The sequence below is a fragment of the Bradyrhizobium sp. HKCCYLRH1030 genome (assembly GCF_051168395.1).
Taxonomy (GTDB): Bacteria; Pseudomonadota; Alphaproteobacteria; order Rhizobiales; family Xanthobacteraceae; genus Bradyrhizobium.
On record NZ_JBNPUY010000008.1, the window covers coordinates 1 to 22,726 of the forward strand.

At 64.5% G+C, this 22,726-nt stretch carries 13 protein-coding genes; 7 read left to right on the top strand and 6 right to left on the bottom strand.

The window, feature by feature from the left end; genetic code table 11:
• The first annotated feature begins 559 nt into the window (after positions 1-559).
• Positions 560-1,816: an aminopeptidase gene (locus ACQR1E_RS22735; RefSeq protein ID WP_316201516.1), complete on the top strand. Its 1,257-nt coding sequence runs from the start codon at positions 560-562 to the stop codon at positions 1,814-1,816.
• An 87-nt stretch (positions 1,817-1,903) separates the two neighbouring features.
• Here the strand turns inward: ACQR1E_RS22735 and ACQR1E_RS22740 are convergent, their stop codons facing one another.
• The gene (locus tag ACQR1E_RS22740; protein ID WP_315713700.1) at positions 1,904-2,368 is read right to left on the bottom strand and encodes a DUF4399 domain-containing protein; all 465 of its coding nucleotides are present in this window, start codon (positions 2,366-2,368) and stop codon (positions 1,904-1,906) included.
• 327 nt (positions 2,369-2,695) lie between these two features.
• Here ACQR1E_RS22740 and ACQR1E_RS22745 point away from each other — a divergent pair, with 327 nt between their 5' ends.
• The gene (locus ACQR1E_RS22745; protein WP_315754973.1) at positions 2,696-3,148 is read left to right on the top strand and encodes a cupin domain-containing protein; all 453 of its coding nucleotides are present in this window, start codon (positions 2,696-2,698) and stop codon (positions 3,146-3,148) included.
• On the opposite strand, the gene ACQR1E_RS22750 is transcribed toward ACQR1E_RS22745, so the two are convergent.
• A complete protein-coding gene (locus ACQR1E_RS22750; RefSeq protein WP_434897604.1) occupies positions 3,145-3,963 on the bottom strand; it encodes an MBL fold metallo-hydrolase in 819 nt (272 codons plus the stop codon). The two genes, ACQR1E_RS22745 and ACQR1E_RS22750, sit on opposite strands and share 4 nt — an antisense overlap.
• A 110-nt stretch (positions 3,964-4,073) precedes the next feature.
• Between ACQR1E_RS22750 and ACQR1E_RS22755 the strand changes: the two genes are divergently transcribed.
• Positions 4,074-4,979: an alpha/beta fold hydrolase gene (locus ACQR1E_RS22755; RefSeq protein WP_434897605.1), complete on the top strand. Its 906-nt coding sequence runs from the start codon at positions 4,074-4,076 to the stop codon at positions 4,977-4,979.
• Between the two features lie 5 nt (positions 4,980-4,984).
• On the opposite strand, the gene ACQR1E_RS22760 is transcribed toward ACQR1E_RS22755, so the two are convergent.
• The 3 genes from ACQR1E_RS22760 to ACQR1E_RS22770 form a co-directional block, all read right to left on the bottom strand.
• Positions 4,985-6,511, bottom strand: coding sequence for a permease (locus tag ACQR1E_RS22760; protein ID WP_434897606.1), 1,527 nt, complete (start codon positions 6,509-6,511; stop codon positions 4,985-4,987).
• On the bottom strand, positions 6,508-7,257 hold the full coding sequence (locus tag ACQR1E_RS22765; RefSeq protein ID WP_434897607.1) for an ABC transporter ATP-binding protein: 750 nt from the start codon (positions 7,255-7,257) through the stop codon (positions 6,508-6,510). Before ACQR1E_RS22765 ends, ACQR1E_RS22760 begins: the two co-directional genes overlap by 4 nt.
• Before the next feature lie 196 nt (positions 7,258-7,453).
• Positions 7,454-8,215: a transglutaminase-like cysteine peptidase gene (locus tag ACQR1E_RS22770; RefSeq protein WP_315825911.1), complete on the bottom strand. Its 762-nt coding sequence runs from the start codon at positions 8,213-8,215 to the stop codon at positions 7,454-7,456.
• A 606-nt stretch (positions 8,216-8,821) separates the two neighbouring features.
• On the opposite strand from ACQR1E_RS22770, the gene ACQR1E_RS22775 reads away from it, so the two are divergent.
• From ACQR1E_RS22775 to ACQR1E_RS22785, 3 genes are all read left to right on the top strand, one after another.
• A complete protein-coding gene (locus ACQR1E_RS22775) occupies positions 8,822-15,118 on the top strand; it encodes an Npun_F0296 family exosortase-dependent surface protein (RefSeq protein WP_434897608.1) in 6,297 nt (2,098 codons plus the stop codon).
• Between the two features lie 108 nt (positions 15,119-15,226).
• Complete coding sequence (locus ACQR1E_RS22780; protein ID WP_434897609.1) at positions 15,227-17,461, top strand: CHASE2 domain-containing protein; 2,235 nt, start codon at positions 15,227-15,229, stop codon at positions 17,459-17,461.
• Between the two features lie 519 nt (positions 17,462-17,980).
• Positions 17,981-19,012 (top strand): hypothetical protein, encoded by a 1,032-nt coding sequence (locus tag ACQR1E_RS22785; RefSeq protein WP_315713709.1) that lies wholly within the window; start codon positions 17,981-17,983, stop codon positions 19,010-19,012.
• Between the two features lie 85 nt (positions 19,013-19,097).
• On the opposite strand, the gene ACQR1E_RS22790 is transcribed toward ACQR1E_RS22785, so the two are convergent.
• A complete protein-coding gene (locus ACQR1E_RS22790) occupies positions 19,098-20,693 on the bottom strand; it encodes an ABC transporter substrate-binding protein (protein WP_315713710.1) in 1,596 nt (531 codons plus the stop codon).
• A 218-nt stretch (positions 20,694-20,911) separates the two neighbouring features.
• Here ACQR1E_RS22790 and ACQR1E_RS22795 point away from each other — a divergent pair, with 218 nt between their 5' ends.
• Positions 20,912-22,558 (top strand): ABC transporter substrate-binding protein, encoded by a 1,647-nt coding sequence (locus tag ACQR1E_RS22795; protein ID WP_409977920.1) that lies wholly within the window; start codon positions 20,912-20,914, stop codon positions 22,556-22,558.
• The last annotated feature ends 168 nt before the right edge of the window (positions 22,559-22,726 follow it).

Genomic DNA, 22,726 nt, shown 5'->3' on the forward strand with positions numbered 1-22,726 from the left:
CGGGCCTCAGTCGAGGTCCGGCCTTCCCTGCACCCTCTCGTTTGAAGAGGGTGAGACCACTGTATCACTCGGACGCCCGGGGCGCCGCGAGGCTACGGACGCACATCCCCATATGCACATCCCATATGCCTCAAAATTGTTGATCACGACGGCGCCAATGGCTCGGTGCCCACCCTCCCCTGGAGGGGGAGGGTCGGTCGCACGCGAAGCGGGCGAGCGGGGTGGGGTGATCTCTCCGCGAGCGCTTGTGCACGTGGAGAGATCACCCCACCCCGCCTCACGTTTCGCTTCGCTCAACGCGAGGCGACCCTCCCCCTCCAGGGGAGGGGGGCACCGAGCTCGTGGCTTAGCTTTGGAGAGCGACTGATGCGGATCCATAGGGCCCGTTTTGAGGTGTCGGCTATGTCTCCGAACACCTTCACGGCAGTTGTCCGGGCCATGCCCTGCACGGCGACGAGGGCGGAGAGGCGATGCAGGAGCCGTCTCCCCTTCGCCATTGACCGCCCCATCGATTGGCCTATCTCTTCAACACCGCAAAGAAACGGAACTGGATCCCCTGATGACCGCACATTTCAGCAGCTTCGATACTGCCATCGATCCCGTCAAGCTCGACCGCCTGGCCGAGGTGGCGGTGAAGGTTGGCCTGCAATTGCAGCCGGGTCAGGATCTGCTGCTGACCGCGCCGTCGGTGGCGCTGCCGCTGGTGCGCAAGGTCGCCGAGCACGCCTACAAGGCCGGCGCCGGGATCGTGACCTCGTTCTTCTCCGACGAGGAGCTGACGCTGGCGCGCTACCGTTTTGGCCGTGACAACAGCTTCGATCGCGCCGCCGACTGGCTCTATCAGGGCATGGCCAAGGCGTTCTCGGAGAACACCGCGCGGCTCGCCATCGTCGGCGACAATCCGATGCTGCTGTCCGGCCAGGATCCGGGCAAGGTGGCGCGCGCCAGCAAGGCCAACTCCAAGGCCTATCAGCCGGCGCTGGAAAAGATCACCAATTTCGAGACCAACTGGAACATCATCGCCTATCCGAGCCCGTCCTGGGCCAAGCTGGTTTTCCCGGACGTGCCGGAGGAGGTCGCGGTGGCGAAGCTCGCGGATGCGATCTTCGCAGCGTCGCGTGTCGACCGCGAGGATGCCGTGTCTGCCTGGGAGCGCCACAACGCGGTGCTGCGCGAGCGCACCGAGTGGCTCAACGGCCAGCGCTTCAGCGCGCTGCATTACACCGGACCCGGCATGGACCTGACGATCGGTCTCGCCGACGGCCATGAATGGGAGGGCGGCGCCTCGACTGCCAAGAACGGCATCACCTGCAACGCCAACATTCCGACCGAGGAAGTGTTCACGACGCCGCATTGCCGCCGTGTGTCGGGTCACGTCGTCAGTTCCAAGCCGCTGTCCTATCAGGGCACGCTGATCGACAACATCCAGGTCAGATTCGAGGAGGGGCGCATCGTCGAGGCGAGGGCTTCGAAGGGCGAAGAGGTGCTGAACAAAGTGCTCGACACCGACGAGGGCGCGCGCCGGCTCGGCGAAGTCGCGCTGGTGCCGCACTCCTCGCCGATCTCCAAGAGCGGCCTGTTGTTCTACAACACGCTGTTCGACGAGAACGCGGCCTCGCACATCGCGCTCGGCCAGTGCTACTCCAAATGCTTCGTCAACGGCACGTCGCTGTCGCCGCAGCAGATCGCCGCCCAGGGCGGCAACCAGAGCCTGATCCACATCGACTGGATGATCGGCGCGGCCGACACCGACATCGACGGCCTCCATGAAGATGGCCGCCGCGTCCCGGTGTTCCGCAAGGGCGAGTGGGCCTGACGCATGACGGGCCGGCGCCACGCGTGCACCGGCCCGAAGCGAGCCGCGAGCGATGCTCGCGGCGGTGTCGTCGTCGATCGAACCTGCCTACTGCTTGGCGCTGCCGGTGGTGGCCTGCACGTCGATCGTGATCCGCTCCGACATCACCGGCTTGTTGTGGGGGATGTGGCTCCAGTCGCCGAGCACGAGCTGCAAGGTGTGCTTGCCCGGCGTGAGATTGACCGAGGCTTCGGTCTGGCCCTTGCCGAAATGCACGTGGCCGGCATCGACCGGGATCGCCTCGTTGAGTGCGTCGCCCTCGAGCGCGGGCGCGTCGATCAGCAGGTGGTGGTGCCCGGTGTTGGGAGCCTCGGTGCCGGACGGCGCGACGCCCATGCCGGACAGGCCGAAGCGGATCAGGACCGGCGAGGAGACGGTGTCGCCGTCCTTCAGGTTGATGAAGTAGGCCTTGGCGTTTTCGGGGGCGGGCGTTTCGCCCGCCATGACGAGGTTGCTGGTTGCAAGGGCGGCGGCGGACAGCGTGAGGGCGAGTGCGAGGCTCAGTCGGCGCATCCTGGGAAATCCTTATCTCTGCGAAGGCGGAAAATCTTTAAAGGTGACGGCACGGCGCAGGATGGGCAGGGCGACCGGAGGGGCGCCTGTCCGCATCTTGCAATGCGAGCAAACAGTAGATCAGCAGGTTTGGCGAGGCCGCGAACAAATTGCGGCGTTCGCGTGAAGTTTATAGCGCTTGCGTGTTTGTGATGCGACGGCTGGCCGCGGTGGTCTGTTCAAATCTTAACGATCGCGGAAAGCAGCCATTAGGTGCAATCGGCTACGGTCGCAGGCTCATGCCGGCGTTCGCCCGGTCATTTCAGTCCCATGCATTTGAGGTCCAAGATGTCTCCGTCCTTGATCGAAACCGCCAATCTCGCCGTCGACCTGGCGCCCGCTCCGATCGAGCCGTCCTGGATCATCGAGGGCAATCCGACCGCGACCTCCTGCACCATCGCGCGCAGCAGCGACGGGCTGGGCTCGACCATCGTCTGGCATTGCACCGAGGGCAAGTTCAACTGGTACTACGATTTCGACGAGACCATCCTGATCCTCGAAGGCGCGATCACGCTGGAGAGCGAGGGCATGCCGGCGAAGCGCTACGGGCCAGGCGACGTGATCTTCTTCCGCGACGGCGCGCATGCCAAATGGCATGTCGAGGGCCACGTCAAGAAGCTCGCCTTCTGCCTGAAGACGCAGCCCTACGTGCTCGGCCTCGCGGTGCGGGTCATCAACAAGCTCAAGCGCATGTTCCTGACGCCGGAAGGCCGCCGCGGCACCAGCCTTGCGGGCGCCTAGACGCCGTCGAGGATGATCACGGTCGGGACCTGTGGCAGCAGCTCGCGCGACATCTTCAAGGTGCGCTCGGCGCGGCGGTCGATCTCGAACTGCTGGCCGATCTTGCGCATGAACTCGTCGAGCGGCGTCGCGAAGCGGTGCATCGGCAGCACCACCGAGGCGCGCAGCCGCTTGGTGATCTCCGAGATGCCGTCGAGCGACATCGTGTAGGTGCCGTCGATCGGCACCATCACCACGTCGAGCCGGCCGATCGCGGCGAAATGCGTCTCGTCGAGCTTGACGTGCAGGTGGCCGAGATGGCCGATGCACAGGCCGGCGACTTCGAAGATGAAGATCGAGTTGCCGTCCTTGATCATGTCGATGCCGATGGAATCTCCGAAATAGCGGCGGATGTCGGTGGTGATGTTGCGGATCAGCACGTCGCCGATTCGCTCGAAGATCTGGGCCGGCTTGCCGTCGTCGCCCCAGCCGCGCAGCACATGCGGGATGCGCGGATCGGGGGCCAGCGTGTAGTGCGTCGAATGCGCGCGGTTCATGGTGATCACGTCGGGCAGCCGTCCGACCTGATAGGCGCCGCTGTAGTCGGTCGCGATGCGGATGCCCATCGGCGTGTCGATGAAGTAGGTCGAGTGGCCGGCATAGGTGATCGTCACCTCGTTGCCGGCAGACGCCGTCCGGCGCAGGCTGACCGGCATCGCGCGCGGTTGGTTGCCGGCCATCGCCAGGCACTCGCTGGTGCGCGGCCCCGATTGCGCCAGAGCCGGCGATGCGAACGCGACCAGGACGGCAAGCAGCGAGACCAGCGAGCGCAGCATGGCAGTTCCCCTTCAACAGCGCGTGTGAGTGTAGCGGGGAATCCGGATCAGAACTATCCTCGGCGCAACGCCCGGCTCGAGAGCGCGGCGCGACGACGTGGAGAGATGGCATGACGGATCGGATGTTGCGGCCGTTGCGGGAGATCGACGCAGGCGTGCTCCGCATTGCCTATGTCGAGAGCGGGCCGGCCGATGGCCCCGTCGTTGTCCTGCTGCACGGCTATCCCTACGATATCCACTCCTATGTCGAGGTCGCGCCGCGCCTCGCCGCGCAGGGCTGCCGCGTCATCGTGCCCTATCTGCGCGGCTATGGACCCACCCGTTTCCGCGACGCATCGACGCCGCGCTCGGGCCAGCAGGCTGCGGTCGGCGCCGATCTGGTCGCGCTGATGGATGCGCTGGCGATCCCGCGCGCCGTGTTCGCCGGCTATGATTGGGGTGGCAGGGCCGCCTGCGTCGGCGCGGCGCTGTGGCCCGAGCGCTGCACGGGCCTGGTCTCCGTGAACGGCTATCTGATCCAGGACATCGCGCGGGCATTGGAGCCGGCGCCGGTGCCGCGCGAGTTCGCGTTCTGGTACCAATGGTACTTCCAGACCGAGCGCGGCCGCGCCGGGCTCGCCGCCCACCGCGCCGAAATCGCACGGCTGCTGTGGCAGCAATGGTCGCCGCACTGGCGCTTCGACGATGCGACCTTCGCGCGCGCGGCGGAAGCGTTCGACAATCCCGATCACGTCGATGTCGTGATCCACAGCTATCGGCATCGCTACGGGCTGGCCGATGGGGATCCGCGCTATCAGGAGCTGGAGAGGCGATTGGCGACCCTGCCCGTCATCACCGTGCCTACGATCACGCTCGATGGCGACGCCGACGGCGTGATCCCGGCAACGGACGGCCAGGCGCATGCTGCGAAGTTCAGCAACCGGATCGGCCATCGCGTGATCGCGCGGGCCGGCCACAATTTGCCGCAGGAAGAGCCGGCGGCGTTCGCCGCCGCCGTGACGGAGCTGCTGCGCTGAACGCTTCAGGTCCGCGCCGGGCTCAGCTTCCAGGCCGCGAGCAACAGGCCCGCGGTCGTCAGGCCGCAGACGATGGCGGCCTCGGGCAGCGCGAGCGCCAGCGCCGCGGTCGCCGCCCAGCCGATCGAGGAGAACGCCTCGGCAAAGGTCGCCAGCCGCGACGAGGTCTGGCGGCGGCGAAACTGGCTGCGACGCGCCTGGATCCGGAACCAGAGCTGGATGGCCGTCGAGGAGACGGTCGCGACCAGCACGGCAACGGCCGTGACCACCGCCTGCGCCGGTGCGACCCAACCGAGCGCAAGCACGAGCGGAGCGAAGATCATCCCGATCGTGATCAGCACGACCTCGACCTTGGCGCGCACGATGTGCGTCGCCGGCAGCGGCGCCGTCGCCACCAGCTCGGGCGCGTCCTCGCCGGAGAGGGTGAGCCAGGCGAGGCCGCCCGCGAGCTGGCCCGCCGCCATCACGACGACCGGCGTGATCAGGAACACCGCCTGCGAGCTGTCGGAGTAGCTGCGCCACAGCAGCAGCGCCGGAGGCACCAGATAGAGCAATTGCATCAGCGTCTGCGAGATCAGCCAGGGATCGCGCCGCAGCAGCATGAACTCCTTGCGCCGCAGCGCCTGCTGCCGCGAGCCGCCCCGAAACGACCTGACGCGTGCGCCGGCGCGGCTGGAGATGCCCTGGGCCGCGGCGCTGATCGCGGTGTCGGCGAAGCGCGGCGAGAACACCATCATGACGACGCCGAGCAACAACAGTCCGGCTGCCAGCAGAATCAGCAGCGCCTGGCCGTCGCCGAGCGCCGCTCGAGCCGGCAGCCAAACAAGACTGTCGGGATCGGGCGCGATGGCGGCCGCGGCATCCGAGGTGAGGATGGCGAAGCGCGACAGCGTGCCGTAGGAGACGATCGCCGCGATCTGCAGCACGATGACGAAGCCGGCGCCGATCACGGCCGCCAGGATCTGGGCGACCAGCCGCGTTCGCGCCGGACCAATGAGGCGGAACAGGACGATCGTGATGGCAATGGCGACCGCGGCCGCCGACAGGCCGACGGCCGCGACCACGACGAACGCCGCGAGCCAGCGCGTGCCACCCTCGATCAGCAGCACGTCGACGAAGGGGGTCGCGAGCAGCAGCGCCATGCTGGTCACGGAGAGCGCGATCGCCGCGATCCGGACGGAGAAGATCTCGGCCAGCCGCACCGGCGACGACATGATGAGATCGAGGTCGGCGCGGGCGTAGAACACGCGTGTGACGGATTCGATCGCCTGCGACAGCATCAGCGCCCAGGACAGCATGATGGTCGCGGTGATGACGATCAGCGCGGTCTTGTCGAGCGGCAGCTCGAGATCGGCGTAGCGACCGACCACGACCCAGGCCGGCAGATGCATGAGGGCGCCGAACAGCACGAGACCGATGATGGCGGCCCGCGTGCGGCGGCGCCTGCCGGCCGTGATCATGCCGAGCCATTCCCGCCAGGCGAGCCGGAGCTCGTGACGGGCGAACCAGGCGAGCGTCGCCGCCCGCGTCATGCCGCGGACTCGACGTTGACCAGTGCGATGAACAACTCCTCCAGGCTGGTGTCGGTGCGACCGTTCTGCTGGCGCAGCTCGGCCAGAGTGCCTTCGGCGACGACGCGCCCGGCGGCGATCACGCCGATCCGGTCGGCCATGCGCTCGGCGACTTCGAGAATGTGCGTGGTCATGATCACCGTGCCGCCGCGGCGGACGCGCTCGGCGAGCAGGCCCTTGACGTGCCGCGCCGACACCGCGTCCAGGCCCGTTAGCGGCTCGTCCAGGATGATCAGCCGCGGGTCGTGGATCAGCGCGCCGGCGAGCGCGACCTTCTGGCGCATGCCCTTGGAAAAGCCTTCGCAGCGCTCGTGCCGATGCGGCTCCAGCCCGAGCGAGACCAGAAGTTCGGTTGCCGCGTTACTCGAGGTCGCCGGATCGATGCCCCACAGTCCGGCGACGAACTCGAGATATTCGAGCGGCGTGAGCTTGTCGTAGATCATGGGCTCGTCGGAGACCCAGGCCATCACCTGCTTGGCGGCGATCGGGTCGCGCAGTGCATCGATGCCGAAGATCTCGATCCGCCCGGCATCCGGCCGCAGCAGGCCCGCGACCATGCGCAGCGTCGTCGTCTTGCCGGCGCCGTTCGGGCCGACCAGTGCATAGAATTCACCCGAGCGCACCACGAGGTCGAGCGCATCGACCGCCGGCCGCTCGAAACATTTCGTCAGTCCTCGCACGGCGAGGGCGGGGCTGCCTGGGGTCATGACGGCACTATCGCCTCGTTCGGTTCGCGTCTGCAATGTGGATGCAACTCGTTGCGGCGCGGTGAACGAGCCGCCGCATCGTGTCCTTCGGTGCCGGCCGGTTCCGTCGGCGCACTGGCCGCATTCCTGCCGTCCTCGTCCCGTGAACTCCCGGCCACGTCTCAAGTTGTGGGCACGCGGCAACGATGCGCGATCGTCAATAGTTCACGGAAGCCGTCCCCTCAGGCGACAGCGCCCGGACCTCCGCCATCAGGGGCAAAGCCTGATACCGGGAGATGCCGGTCTCGTCGATCACGAACAACGGCCGCACCTGCCGCGCATCGCTGTCCTGGATCATCGCCATGCGCTGATTGTCGAGCATCAGCCAATGCCCGTCGAGGCGCGCCGCCGCGACGGCGTGATCCTCGTCCCGGACGACATCGTGCAGGATCACGATCCGCAGATCGTCGATGGCAACGCCGGCCATCCGAAGCGCGACGAGCTTGGCGATCGCGTAGTCCTCACAATCGCCGGCACGGCGTTCGAAGGTAGCGAGAGGGGAGGCCCACACGTCCACCTGGCCGTATTGAGCGAGATCACTGGCCGGCCGGATGGCCAGGTTGACCGCCCGATTGATCTCGCCGAGCCTTGCCCGTCCCGCCCGGAGACGGCCCTGATCGATGATCGCCAGCAGGCTGAGGGCGGCAGGGGAGACGCAGCGCTCGCGGTCGCCATCGCACAGCGCAAGCTGCACGCGCTCGTCTTCGAGCTTGCGCGCGAGCGCCAACCATTTGTCGCGCAACGGGCCTGCTTCCAGGCCGACCCGCGGCAGGCCGAATGGCTCGGCCGTATCCTCGATGGCGGTTGCGAACCCCAATGGCTGCGCGACAGGACCGGCGCCCGCTGGGCTGCCGATCCATATGGCGGCGCTGGCGGCCGCGACCGCCAGCGATGCGCGCATCAGCGCGAGAAAATTCATGTGACGCCCCGTGCCCGGATCTCGGCCGGCACGACGCAGCGCCTGACGGAACCGGATGCTTGTTGGGGGTCAGCATGGGTGCGAAGGCTTGGCCTCTGCTTAAAACCGGCAATCCGGCGACCAAATCGCAGGATTTACGCTGAACGTTGTGTTGCTCCGATGCGACAAATCCTAGCGAAAGCTGAACGATGGTCGCGAAGGTCTGGAGGGTTCGCGGTGAAGTTGTGCTTCGAACCCATCCGCAGCTCCTGCCAAATTGATGCAATTCGTCGATTCTTGTTCTCCCACCCGCAGTCCTCCACTTGAAATCCGTTGTCAGGGGTAAGCCGGTGCGGATGTTGATGTCGGCAAAGGTATTGGATGGCCTATGAATACTTGGAATTACTTTGATTTTCTGAAGCGACGTGAATTTTGACTTGGCAGGTCTCGGCCGGGGTCAGCTTTAAAGAGGGCAGAAACTCGACAACATCGTAGCGATCCCGCGGAAGCCGCCGTTTTTGGCCACCTGAAGCACAAGCTGAAGGTGGTTCCGCCAGACACTTGCCAGTGATATGCACGCCTTGAACACTCATTCTTATGTATTCATTAACCATAGTCGGTGGCCCCTTGAATTACGCTGGCAATTTTGACGCCGCGCTTTTCTCCGAAGGCCGGGGCGCCTCTTCGCACGGTCACGTGCGGCTGGAGACGCCGCATGCCCATGCGCCGACCGACGCGATCGTCGTTCCGGACGCGCATTTTCTGTTCAATGCCGATTTCAAGCGGTCTGGTCTCGACCTGATCCTGTCGTCCGACGGACGCGAGATGGTGCTGCCGGACTATTTCAAGGGCGAGAAACGCGCGCCGCTGGCCTCGCCGGACGGCGCGCATCTGACCGGCGACCTCGTCAACGCGCTCTCCGGCGCGGTGCAGGTCAGCCAGGCCGGGGCGGCCGCGAGCGTGAGCAAGGTCATCGGCCATGTGACCAAGCTGCAGGGCACCGCGACGGTCATCCGCAACGGCGTTTCGATCCTCCTTCACAACGGCGACAACGTCGAGAAGGGCGACGTCGTCCAGTCCGGCTCGGATTCGACGCTCGGCATCACCTTCATCGACGGCACCGTGTTCGGCCTGTCGTCGAATGCGCGGATGGTGCTGAATGAAATGGTGTACGACCCCAACGGGTCGAACAATTCCTCGCTGATCAGCCTCGTCGCCGGCACGATCTCGTTCGTGGCCGGCGAGACCGCCAAGCATGGCGACATGAAGGTCGACACGCCCGTGGCGACCATGGGCATTCGCGGCACGGCCGTGCTGGTCGAGATCGACTTCACGGTGCCGGGGCAGGGCAGTCTGCCCGATGCCAAGTTCCAGGTGCTGGTCGAGCCCGATGGCCACACCGGCTCCTACGTTCTGTTCGACAAGACGACGCTGCAGCCGATCGCTGTGGTGAATCAGGCCGGACAGCAGATCCAGATCAGCAACGGAATCGTGAATCAGAGCGCTGTCCCGCTCACGCCGGACATCCAGAAGCTCATCAATGACGTCTTCACGCTGAAGTTCACCGACAACAGCAATCCGAAGTCGACGACCCATTTCACCGACATCGGGGTGCCGCAGACGCTGACGCCGCTGACCTTGCCCAATGGCACCAGCGCGACGCCGATCATCCGCGTGGTCGACGACACCGGCGCGACGACCGGGACTGGCCAGACCGGCGAGCAGCTGTCGCACATCCCGGGTCCGCCGGAAGTCAGGATTCTCGATACCGGCGGCCGGCTGACGACGGCTTTCGGAATTATGGAGCGCGCCGGTCAGACTGGGAACGGCGCCGATCTCGACGCCGTGCTCAGTCGCGTCAATTTCGTCGACGTCAATGGCATCGACCGGCCGACGGTGTCCGTCAGTTTCAGTTCCTACGCCTATAAGAGCGCGCAGCAGGCCGACGTCACGGCCTCGTTGAATGCCCTACAATTGCAGGACGTCCTGGCGACCGCGGTGAAGATCACGGTCACGCCCGATCCGAACAACAAGAATTTCGGCACGACGACGCTGACCTACAGCGTTCCCGACAAGTATTTCGATTTTTTGGCGGCAGGTGAAACGCTGACGCTGACTTACATCGTCCGCGTCGACAACAACTTTGCGCCGTCCAACGAATTCGCTCTCATCCCGATCACGATCACCGTGACGGGGACCAACGACAAGCCCGAGATCGTTGCGAGCGTCCAGACCATCGCGTTCGAGGGCGGCACCAGCGTGCCCGGCGGTCCGCTGACATCGGACGATCCGACCTCGGGCACGCTGACCTTCAAGGACGTTGATCTCACGGACAGCCATACCGTCTCGGCGAAGCTGACCAGCGCGGTTTTGGAGGGCGGCGGCAGCATTCCGCCGGCCCCGTTCGCGCTGTTCGAACAGGCCCTGACTGCGTCTCTGGCCTCCGACAGCACCGGAAGCGGCACCGGCAAGATCAATTGGAGCTTCGCCAACCTGCCGGTCTATGTCGCGGATTTCATTCCCGCGGGTCAGAAGGTGACGCTCACCTACACCGTGACCGTGACGGACTCGCAAGGCGCGACATCGACGCAGACGGTCACGGTGACGATCACCGGCACCGACGATCCGGCGGTGGTCTGGATCGCCACGACGCAGCCTGGCGAGAGCAGCGGGGGGCAGGTTCATCTGTGGAGCGACGGCGCGAACTGGGCAACCGGTCTGGCTCCGACCGCCGATGATGACGTCATCATCATCACCGATCAGCTGCACGGCCTGACGCCGGCCTTTCCGGTGACGATCGATGACGACGCCTACGCCTATGCCAAATCGGTCACGCTGAATGATTTCGGCGGCGGCGCCGTTCCGGAGCTCGACAATAGCGGCACGCTGACGATCAGCGGCGCGCTGACGGCCAAGGCCGACTCGCTCATCTACAACTTCTCGGGTGCGACGATCACCGTCGGCGGCTCGGTGCAGATCCTCGAGCAAAGCGAGTTTCACAATGCCGGCACCGTGCTGCTGGCTGGTGGCGGCGTGTTCGGGGCGAACGCCGGCATCTTCAACACCGGAACGATCGAGCTGTCCGGCGGTACGCTGACCGTGCAAGGCGACGTCACCAACGCCGATGAGGACAGCTCCGGCCTCATCCAGGTCGACCTGGGCGCGACGCTGACCCTGGAGGGTGGCAGCATCGATGGCGGCACCATTCTGATCCAGGGAATGCCGATCGTTCAGAATTTTGGCACGCTGGAGAACGACGGGCAAACGCCGCCGCAAGCCAACGGTCTGCTCGTCCTGAAAGGCGGAGCCGACATCAGCAATGGCCAGCTGACCAATTTCGGCGCGGTCGATGTGTCTGGCGCCGGAAATGCCATCTCGAACGAGATCGTCACGAACGTCGGCCTGATCGACATCAAGGCGGGTGGCGCTCTCGCGCTCGCCAACGACACCAGCATCGACAATACCGATGGTACGATCACGGTCGAAGACGCCGGAACGCTGACCCTGTCACAGGCGCGCGTCAGCGGCGGCACGCTGATCAACGAGTCCGGCGGAGCGGTGGCCCTGATCGGCCACGCCGCGCTGATCGGCGGGACGCTCGACAATTTCGACACGATCGCCGTGTCCGGCAGCGGCAATGCGTTCGAGGACGAGACGATCACCAATGCGAACGCCGCCGCGATCACCATTGCGCTGGCTGGTGCTCTCTCTCTGAGCGGCACGAGCATCGCCGGCGGCGCTATCACCAGCCATGGGACGATCTCCGTCGACGGCGACAGCACGATCGACGGCAGCGCCGTCGCTGGCGGAGAACTGCTGATCGGCGAGACCGGTCCGCTTGCGGAAATGACGGCGATCCTGACCGTTCAGGGCGGCGCGTCGTTGACCGACGTCGGCATCACGATCGGCGACGGCTCGACGCTCGAGGTCGCTGCAGACGAGACCGCGACCCTGGCCGGTGTCACCGTCGACAATTCCGGCACAGTCCAGGTGGACGACGGCGCGGTGCTAGTGATCGAGAGCAGCACGATCACCGGCGGCGATCTCGTCAACCACGGCATCGTGCATGTCGAGACTGCGGCGGCGACCACGTTCGACAATGTCACCATCGATAACACGGACGGTCAGATCATCATCGATGAGGATGGTGAGATGCCGGTCCCCTCGACGTTGGTGCTCGACGGGAGCACGACGCTCACGGGCGGCACCTTGAAGATCCAGATCGCGGGCACGCTGGAGATCGCCGGTCACGTGACGCTGAGCGGGGTAGACGTCGAGAATCTCCACGTCTTCACCGTCGATCTCGGCGCTTACCTCGATCTCGCCGACACCAAGGTGAGCGGCGATGGTGAGCTGCATGTCCATGGCACGATCACGGCGAGCGGCACGAGCGGCCTCAGTGGAACGATCTACAACGACGGCACGATCGAGATCACGGGCGGTACGTTCGAGATCACTGGCGATGTCCAAGGCTCCGGCCAGATCAAGGTCGATGCCGACGCCATCCTGAAGATCGACGGCCATATCGAACAGACGATCGACTTCAGCAGCAAGGGAAGCAGCGAGATCGTCATCGACGACGCCAGCTTCTCCGCCAAACTCGCCGGCCTCGGAGTAGGCGACAAGATCGATCTACAGACGATCAAATGGACGGAGGCCACGACGGCGTCTTACGATGCGGACACGGGCGTGCTTACCGTCGTCGACGGCCAAGGGCACAGCATCGCCCTGACACTTGTCGGCGATTTCAGCGACTTGCATTTCGCCGGTAGCAAAGACGCGAATGGTGGCACTCTGATCACCCTGATTGCTGATGACACTGCGCCGGTGATCACAGATGCCGGCCGGCCGGGTGCGATCACGGAAGCGGCAGCGCAGACGGGGGCGTCCGATCCGCAGAGAGCCAGCGGAAGCATTCATTTCGCCGATGTCGACCTGACCGATCGGCCGACCGCATCGATCGGTACGCAAAGCGTGACCTGGACTGCGTCTGACCAGCAGACCGATCTGTCGAACCAGCTGAACTCGGATCAGATCGCTGCGCTCGAACACGCCCTACAGCTCAGCCAGGGCGGCAACGCCAACAATGGCAAGATCGACTGGACCTATGCCATTGCTGACGGGAAGCTGGATTTTCTCGGCGCCGGCCAGACCGTTACGGTGACCACCAAGGTTCAGGTCGATGATCACCAGGGCCGTATGGTGGCCTCGGACATTGTCATCACCATCACTGGCACCAACGATCTGCCAGTCGTGACGAGCGATGCGCTGGCGGCCGAGGTCGCCGAGCGTGCGGCCAAGTCCGGCTCGGATCTGCTCGACACCGCGAGCGGCACCATCACCTTCACGGACGCGGATGTCACCGACACGCATGTCCTGAAGGTGATCGGCGACGTCGCGACCTCGGGCAACGACGGCGGCTTGCCGTCGGACATGTCCGTGCTCAAGAGCTGGCTGTCACTCGGTGCGCTCACCGAGTCCGGCAACGGTGCGGGATCGCAGGCCTGGAGCTTCGCTGCCAACGACAAGGCGTTCGACTATCTCGGAGCCGGCCAGCACGTGACGCTGACCTACACAATCGAGATCGCCGACGGCCACGGCGGCGTTCAGAACGCGCCCGTGACCATCACGGTCAATGGCGCCGCGGACGCGCCCGTCATCGCCGGCGAGACCGATCCGACCGTGCAGACCGTCGTCCTGGCCGAGCGGGCGACCGTGCTGGCGAGCACCGCCAAGACCAATGCCGAGGGCATGCCGACCGAGACCTTCGATCGCGTGTCGGAGGGCTCGATCTCCGACAACGGGCGCGGTCACGGCAGCTTCTACAGCGAGGCGCTGCACGCAACCTTCACGGCTAGCGGCAATGCGGGAATCGTGCACGGCTCCTCCCCGGTGTCGGCGGCGCCCTACATGGCCGACGGCGCCGACAAGACCAACTATCTCAGCATCGGCAACCACGCGCAGGAGACCATCACCTTCGACAGCGTCAAGAACAGCTTCGGGCTGTATTGGGGCTCGGTCGACAGCTACAACAGCATCTCCTTCTACAACGGCAACAAGCTGGTGGCGTCCTACACAGGCAGCGACGTCGCGCCGCTGCTCGCCAATGGCGGGCAGGCGTCGCTGGCTTCCAACGGCTATGTCGAGTTCCTCGGCCTGTCGCCGTTCAACAAGGTGGTGCTCGCCAGCAGCCAGAATGCGTTCGAACTCGACAATGTTTCGGCCGGCTTCATTGCCGATCAGCCGGTGAAATTGGCGAGCGGCATGTCCGGCACCTTGACGGTGCTCGACAGGGATGTCGGCGACACGCTGACCGCTTCGGTGGTCCAGAACGGCGTAATCAAATACAATGGCTTGCCGAGCCTGCCCTCGAATGCCCATGTCCAGGCGCTGGCCGACGCCCACGCGATCACCTTCGACAGCGCGATATCCGATGGCGGCTCCGAGGTGCTGCACTGGACATATCATCCGGCCGACGTGAACCTGGATTTTCTCAATCCCGGTGACACGCTGACCGTGACCTATCAGGCGCAGGTCAGCGACGGTCACGGCGGAACGGCGACCAAGGCGCTGACCGTCACGTTGGCCGGCAACGGCGCATCGACGATCAACGGCACGGACCAGAACGACAATTTCGTCAATGTCGGCGGCGGCGTGACGATCTTCGGCAAAGACGGCAACGACACCTTCGTCTTCAACCCGCATTTCGGCAGCGCCACGATCGGCGATTTCGATCTCAACAAGGACATCGTCGAGCTCGATCATTCGCTGTTCGCCAGCGTCGATGCGCTCGTGGCGTCGGCGCAGTCCGTCAATGGCGGCCACGACACCGTCATCACCGATGCGGTGCATGATACGCTCACGCTCAAGGGCGTGACGTTGGATCAATTCAAGGCGCATCACGACGGTTTCCACCTCGTCTGAGCCCGCACGTCCGTCTGCGATGCAGGCGCCGGCGTCGCCAAGCCGAGCGCTCGTTGGAGACGATCAGACGCCTCGGATCGCCCGCCTCGGCGTGATATCGGATGCTGCATGAAGCGATTGAAAGCAGTTCCTCGATGGTTCGCACGCAAGTTCGGCTATGCGCGCCTGATGTGCCTGGTGCTGCTGGTCGCCTTCGCGGCGCTGCGCGCTGCCGATCCCGCGCCGATGCAGGAGCTGCGCCTGCGGACATTCGACAACTTCCAGGCGTTCAGCCCGCGGGTGAAGACGGTGCGTCCGGTCACGATCGTCGATATCGACGAGAAGAGCGTCGCCGATCCCAAGCTCGGTCAGTGGCCGTGGCCACGGACGCGGATCGCTGAGATCATCGAAAAGCTCACACGCCTCGGTGCCCTCGTCATTGCGTTCGACGTCGTGTTTGCCGAGCCGGACCGGTTGAACCCGGCGATTGCGGCCGAGACCTTTCCCAATCTCGACGAGGCAACGCGCGAGAAGCTGAAGGCGCTGCCCTCGAACGATCAGGTGCTCGCCGATGCTCTGCGACGGTCGCGGATCGTGCTCGGTGAGACGGCCAGCAACGAGGTCCGCGCCGATCTCGACAAGACCTTGCCGGTCACGGGCGTTGCGACAATCGGGCCCGAAGCCGATGGCTTCATGGAGAGCTACCCGGGACTGTTGCGCAACGTTTCGGTGATCGAGCATGCCGCGTCCGGACGTGGGCTGTTCACGATCCCGCCGGAGCGCGACGGCATCATCCGTCGTGTGCCGATGATTCTGCAGGCGCAGGACATCACGATGCTGGCGCTCAGCTTCGAGATGCTTCGAGTGGTGAGCGGCGCTGACACCCTGGTGATCAAGGCCGATATCGGCGGCATCAAGAGCCTTCGCATCGGCGGTTTCGAGATTCCGACGGATCGCAAAGGCAGGATCTGGGTGCACTATGCCCGCTCCGATCCGTCGATCTACGTGTCGGCCATCGACGTGCTCGAAGGGCGCGTGCCGCGGGAGAAGATCGCAAGGAAGCTGGTCCTGATCGGACCGTCCGCGATCGGCCTGAACGACATCAAGACGACGCCGGTCGATCCGGCCATGCCGGGCGTCGAGGTGCATGCGCAGGTTCTCGAATCCGTCCTCACGAACTCGATCCTGTCCCCGCCGTTCTGGGGGCTTTCGGCCGAGTTCTTCGGTGCCGTGATCTTCGGTCTGCTCGTGATCGTGTTCGCGCCGCGGCTCGGTGCCGTCACGCTGGTACTCGTCGGCGCCCTGTTCGCAAGCGTTCTGATTGGCCTCTCCTGGTACGCCTATACGCAGCACCGGTTCTTGATCGACTTCACCTATCCGATGCTGTCGACCACGGCGATCTATCTGACGCTGATCTTCGCCAGCTTCATTCGCGAGCAGCAGCAGCGCAAGGAGATTCGCGGCTGGTTCGCCCAATACATGTCGCCGGTGCTGGTGGAGCAGCTCGCGCAATCGCCGGAAAAACTCGTGCTCGGCGGCGAGGAGCGCGAGATGACCATCATGTTCTCGGACGTGCGCGGCTTCACCTCGATCTCGGAAAGCTATAAGCACGATCCGCAGGGCTTGACGACACTGATGAACCGCTTCCTGACGCCGTTGACCGACGCGATCATCGCGCGCAAGGGCTATGTCGACAAGTACATGGGCGATGCCATCATGGCATTCTGGAATGCGCCGCTCGACGACCGGGAGCATCACCTCAACGCCTGCACGGCGGCACTCGACATGCTGGACAAGATCGACGAGGTCAACCGGCAGCGCGAGCAGGAGGCCGCCCATGGCGGCCATGTCTACATCCCGCTCAACGTTGGCATCGGCCTCAATACCGGCATTGGCGTCGTCGGCAACATGGGCTCGGAGCTCAAGAAGAACTATTCGGTGCTGGGCGACAGCGTCAACCTCGCCTCGCGCCTCGAAGGCCAGACCAAGGAATACGGCTTTCCGATCATCGTCGGCTCGGCAACGGCGATGGCGGTCAAGGACAAGCTCGCGATTCTCGAGCTCGACTTCATCATGGTCAAGGGTAAGACCGAGCCGGAGGTGATCTACGCCATCGCCGGCCGCGAGGACGTGATTTATTCCGAGCGCTTCCAGTTGCTCCGCAACCTCACCATCGAGATGCTGGCGAGCTATCGCAGCCGCGATTGGGAAGGGGCGCTGGCCGCGATCGAGCGCGGCCGCAAGAGCGACCAGGGACAAGACTTGGCCAAGCTTTATGATCTCTATGACGCACGCATCCGCAACTACCAGGTCAATCCGCCGCCCGAGGATTGGAACGGGGCGTACGCACTGCTGACGAAGTAGCCGGTGCTCCGTTCCCGAGTTCGCATCATGTCGCGGCGGCCTCGTTGGCCAGGTCCGGTGCCCGCGCGATGAGTATGCTCATCATTTGCAGACCACATAAGCCGAATAGGGCGGGCAACGCTTGCTGCGCTCTTCCGTGCCGGGGACGGGGCGGGTGGAGTGCCGTGGCGGGAGGCTTCGCTTGGCACGCGGCAGCTTGCCCGCATCGTGCTTCGATGACGATGGGATGAAGGGGGTTCCAGGCCCATTGGATGATGTCTGGGCGTCCACCGCCGCGAGCTTGCCGATGAATGCGAGCGACATGATGACGAGCTTGACCGAACGATAGCGCGCTCCAGTCTGCGGGACGGGTACAAGGATAGCGCAATCGAGCAGGCGTCGAGCGCATCGCGTTTGTTGCGAGGTTGCAACAGCGGGATAAGAAGCAACTTGTGTCATGTGACGTCGATTGCACGAAACTGCGCGTGCTTGTAGCATGTTTCTACTCAAGATAGAAAGTGCTGCAGATGGGGGGCATCGATGCAGTCTTCTGAGGACGGGAGTGCGGCCGGTTTGACGCAGGGCAGGCCGGCACGGGGTGCGATCAAGCGTTTCACTCTACCAGTTGCGGGCAACCTCATTGCTGCTGTGGCTTGTGTGCTCGGGGCCGGCGCGGTGTCGGCCGCGGATCTCCCGGTCAAGGCGCCGCCTCCGCCGGTCTCGTTGTGGGAGTTCGAGGTCGGCGCCCGCTATTTCTACAGTTCGGGCCGCACCCGCTACACGTTGGGCGATCCTTTCGTCGCTGGCCAAACCAATTCTCTGCTGACCTACAAGAATCTCAACAGCCATGCCGGCGAGGGGTTCGCCAGGGCCGATCACAGTTTGGGTTTCTTCGCCAAGGGCTTTGCGGGCGGTGGCAACATCTTCAGCGGCAGGCTCAACGACGAAGACTTCCCGCCGGCCGTCATTCCGTACTCGAATACGGACAGCAGCGTGAACAGCGGCAGGCTTTGGTACGGCACGATCGACGCCGGCTACAATTTCTGGAGGGGGCCGGCGTTCAAGGTCGGCGGCTTCGTCGGCTACAATCATTTCTACGAAACCGTGAACGCATACGGATGTACCCAGGTCGCGACCAATCCGTTTATCTGTGGTCTCGATCCTGTTGCGGGGGGCGTGCTGGTGCTCAGCAAGACCGAGAACTGGGATTCGCTCCGCGTGGGGTTGAACGGCGTCTTCAAGCTCGGCCAGAACTGGAACGTCACCCTCGATGGCGCCGTTCTGCCCTATGTCCGGCTGAGCGGATTCGACAATCACTGGCTGCGGCCCGACATCAATCCGCTTCCGCAATCTGGAAATGGCTGGGGCTACCAGCTCGAGGGCATTGTGTCATACGACGTGACGAGAAATTTCAGCGTCGGCGTCGGTGGCCGCTATTGGTACGCCCGGACGACCAGTGGGACCACCCAATTTCCTGGAGTCCCGGGGTCGCCCACGACCTTCAGCTACGAGCGGTACGGCGGCTTTCTCCAGGCCTCCTACAAGTTTGACTCGGGCGCCTTCGGGAAATGAAATACTGGCTATCGTGCTGAGGAGGAAGCCCGGCAAAACGCCGGGCTTCTTTCTTTGCGAGCGCGACGGCAGCCGGCCCGGTCAGTTATTCCGCCCCGATCGTCGTCAGGTCCTGGAACCAGTGTTGCGCCTGCACGAACTTCTTGACCTTCGGCGATAGCGCGTGCGGGTTGGTGTCGTGCACGACCCAGACCAGCACCGCATCGTCGACCACAGCCGCATGCGCCTGCGCGATCAACTCGTCCTGCTTGGCCGGATCGAACGTCTGCTTGGCTTCAGCAATCAGCGCATCGACCTTGGGATTCTTGTAGCCGCCCCAGTTGACGCCAACGGGCGCGATCTGGTCGGAGGCGAAGAAGCGGACGATCGCGTAGAGCGGGTCCGATGTGACATAGGCGATGTTGTTGGCGGTGATGCCGGCGTTCATCTCGTCGGCGGCGCCCTTGCGCCAATGCGTGTACAGCGTCTCCAACTCGACGACCTTGAAGTCGATGTCGATGCCGATCTCCTTGAAGCTCTGCTGCAGATATTCGTTCATCGGCAGCGACAGCATCTGGCCGGTGCCGCCCTGCGCGATGATGAAGGTCGTCTTCAGCGGCTTGGCTGGCGAATAGCCGGCTTCCTCGACCAGCTTCTTGGCGGTGGCGAGATCGTATTTCAGCTCGAAGCTCGGCTTGCCGAACCACGGGCTCGACGGGTCGACCTGGCCCTTGGCGGGCTTGGCGAGGCCGTTCATCAGCCCGACCACTTCGTCGCGATTGATCGCGAGATTGAGCGCCTTGCGCAGGCGGATGTCGGTCCAGGGCGAGCCCGGCAGCACGCTGAGATGATAGTTCCAGACATGCGGTGTGACGTTGTCGACGAGCTTCATGCCGGCCGCCTTGAGCTGCGGCACGGCGTCCGGCGCCGGCGTCTCGATCAGATCGACCTGGCCGGCGAGCAGCGCGTTGGTGCGGGTCAGCGCTTCCGGCATCGGCACGAGCACGAGCTTGTCCGTCTTCGGCAGCCGGTCCTTGTTCCAATATTCGGAATTCTTGGTGAGCTCCGCGAGCTCGCGCGGCACCAGTCTGGTCAGCTTGAATGGTCCCGTGCCGGAGGGCTGACTGGCGAACTTGTCCCAATCCTTGCCGAGCTTCTCGTACTGCGCCGGGCTCGAAATCAGGAACCACAGCATCTGATAGGGGAAGAAGGAGTCGACCGTCTTGGTGGTGATCTCGATCGTGGAGTCGTCGATCTTGGCGTAGCTCGCGACTGAGGGAAGGCGTGTTTTGACCTGCGCGCTCTGCCGCTTGTCGAACTGCGGTGCCTTATCGTTGAGCACCTTGTCCAGATTCCAGATCACCGCATCGGCATTGAAGTCGCTGCCATCGTGGAACTTGACCCCCTTGCGCAGGGTGAAGCGCCATTTGGTCTTGTCGGCCTCGTCGATCTTCCATTCGGTGGCGAGGCCGGGAATGAGCTTGCCCGGTCTGTCGGCGATGCTCATGTCCCAGGCCACCAGCGGATCATAGATCGTGTAGCCGGTAAACTGATAGGCGCCGGCGCCGCGATCGGGCTGGCCCGTCGTCAGCGGAATGTCCGCCATCGAGATGCCGTAGCGCAGAACCGTTTCGGCCCGCGCCGCGACCGCGGAAAGACTGAGCGCGAGCGCAGTGGCGAGTAATGAGAATCGGATACGCATGAAGATGAAGCTCCGTTGAAACCGGATCAAATTCGACGCGCAAGACCTGCAATCGGGGTGCCAAGCCTCTGACCGGATCGTTCGAGCACAAACGGTTGTGACCTCGCGTCGCAGGCACGAGATCGGGAGCACCGCTGGCATAGGCGTTGCATAATGCTGCCCAGAATTTAGCCAGCGGATCGGAGACCTTGATCGTGCTTTTGCGTATTGCGACCTCAATGACGACGCGCGTGGCCGTTGCGGCCGCCATGATGACCAGCGCTGCCATCCTCGTGCTGCCGGCGCAGGCGGGCGCGGAAACCGTATTGCGCATCGGCATGACTGCCGCAGACATTCCGCGCACGCTCGGCCAGCCCGATCAGGGCTTCGAGGGCAACCGCTTCACCGGCCTCACGATGTACGACGCGCTGACGATGTGGGACCTGTCGTCGGCGGACAAGCCGAGCGTCGTCATTCCCGGCCTCGCCACCGAGTGGAAGGTCGACGATGCCGACAAGACCAAGTGGACGTTCAAGCTGCGTCCCGGCGTCACCTTCCATGACGGCGCGCCGTTCAATGCCGACGCCGTGGTGTGGAACGTCGAGAAGGTGCTGAAGCAGGACGCGCCGCAGTTCGATCCGAGCCAGGTCGGCGTCACCGCCTCGCGCATGCCGACGCTGGCATCGGCGCGCAAGATCGACGATCTCACCGTCGAACTGACGACGAAGGAGCCGGACAGCTTCCTGCCGATCAACCTCACCAATCTGTTCATGGCGAGCCCGACGAAGTGGCAGAAACTCTATGAGTCCGCGACCGGCGCCGACGACAAGGCGAAGTCGCAAGCCGCCTGGGCCGCCTTCGCCAAGGATGCCTCGGGCACCGGTCCGTGGAAGATGGCGAAGTTCACGCCGCGCGAGCGGCTGGAGCTGGTCAAGAACGATGCCTATTGGGACAAGGCGCGTGTGCCCAAGGCCGACAAGATGATCCTGCTGCCGATGCCCGAGGCGAACGCGCGCACCGCGGCGCTGCTGTCCGGACAGGTCGACTGGGTCGAGGCGCCGGCGCCGGATGCGCTGCCGGAGATCAAGCAGCGCGGCTTCAAGCTCTACGCCAACGAGCAGCCGCATGTCTGGCCCTGGCAGTTCTCGCGCGTCGAAGGCTCGCCGTGGAACGACATCCGCGTTCGCAAGGCTGCCAACCTCTGCATCGATCGCGAGGGCCTGCGCGACGGCCTGCTTGCCGGACTGATGGTGCCGGCGACCGGAACCTTCGAGAAGGGCCATCCCTGGCGCGGCAACGTCACCTTCGAGATCAAGTACGACAAGGCGGCCGCGCAGAAGCTGATGCAGGAGGCCGGCTACGGCCCGAACAAGAAGCTCGAGGTCAAGACGCAGACGTCGGCGTCGGGCTCGGGCCAGATGCAGCCGCTGCCGATGAACGAATATCTGCAGCAGGCACTGGCCGAGTGCTATTTCGACGTCAAGCTCGACGTCATCGAGTGGAACACGCTGTTCACCAACTGGCGTCGCGGCGCCAAGGATCCGTCCGCCAACGGCGCCAACGCCACCAACGTCACCTACGCGGCGATGGACCCCTTCTTTGCGCTGGTGCGCTTCCTGCAGTCCTCGATGGCGCCGCCGGTCTCCAACAACTGGGGTTTCATCAACAACCCGAAGTTCGATGAGCTGGTGAAGAAGGCGCGCCAGACTTTCGATCCGGCCGAGCGCGACAAGGCGCTGGCGGAGCTGCATGCGGCGTCGGTCGATGACGCGGCGTTCCTCTACGTGGCGCACGACGTCGGCCCGCGCGCGATGAGCCCGAAGGTGAAGGGCGTGGTGCAGCCGAAGAGCTGGTTCATCGACTTCTCGCCGATCTCGGTGGAGTAGCCGTTCGCGTGGTGGAGTATTTGTCCACGTTCGCAGGCTGATCTCGCCGCTTGCCCCGCTGCGCTCCCTCCCCCCTTGTGGGGGAGGGGTGGGGAGGGGGGTACTCCGGCGGCAGTTTTTGTGTGGACCCCCACCCCCCACCCCTCCCCGCAAGGGGGAGGGGAGCTT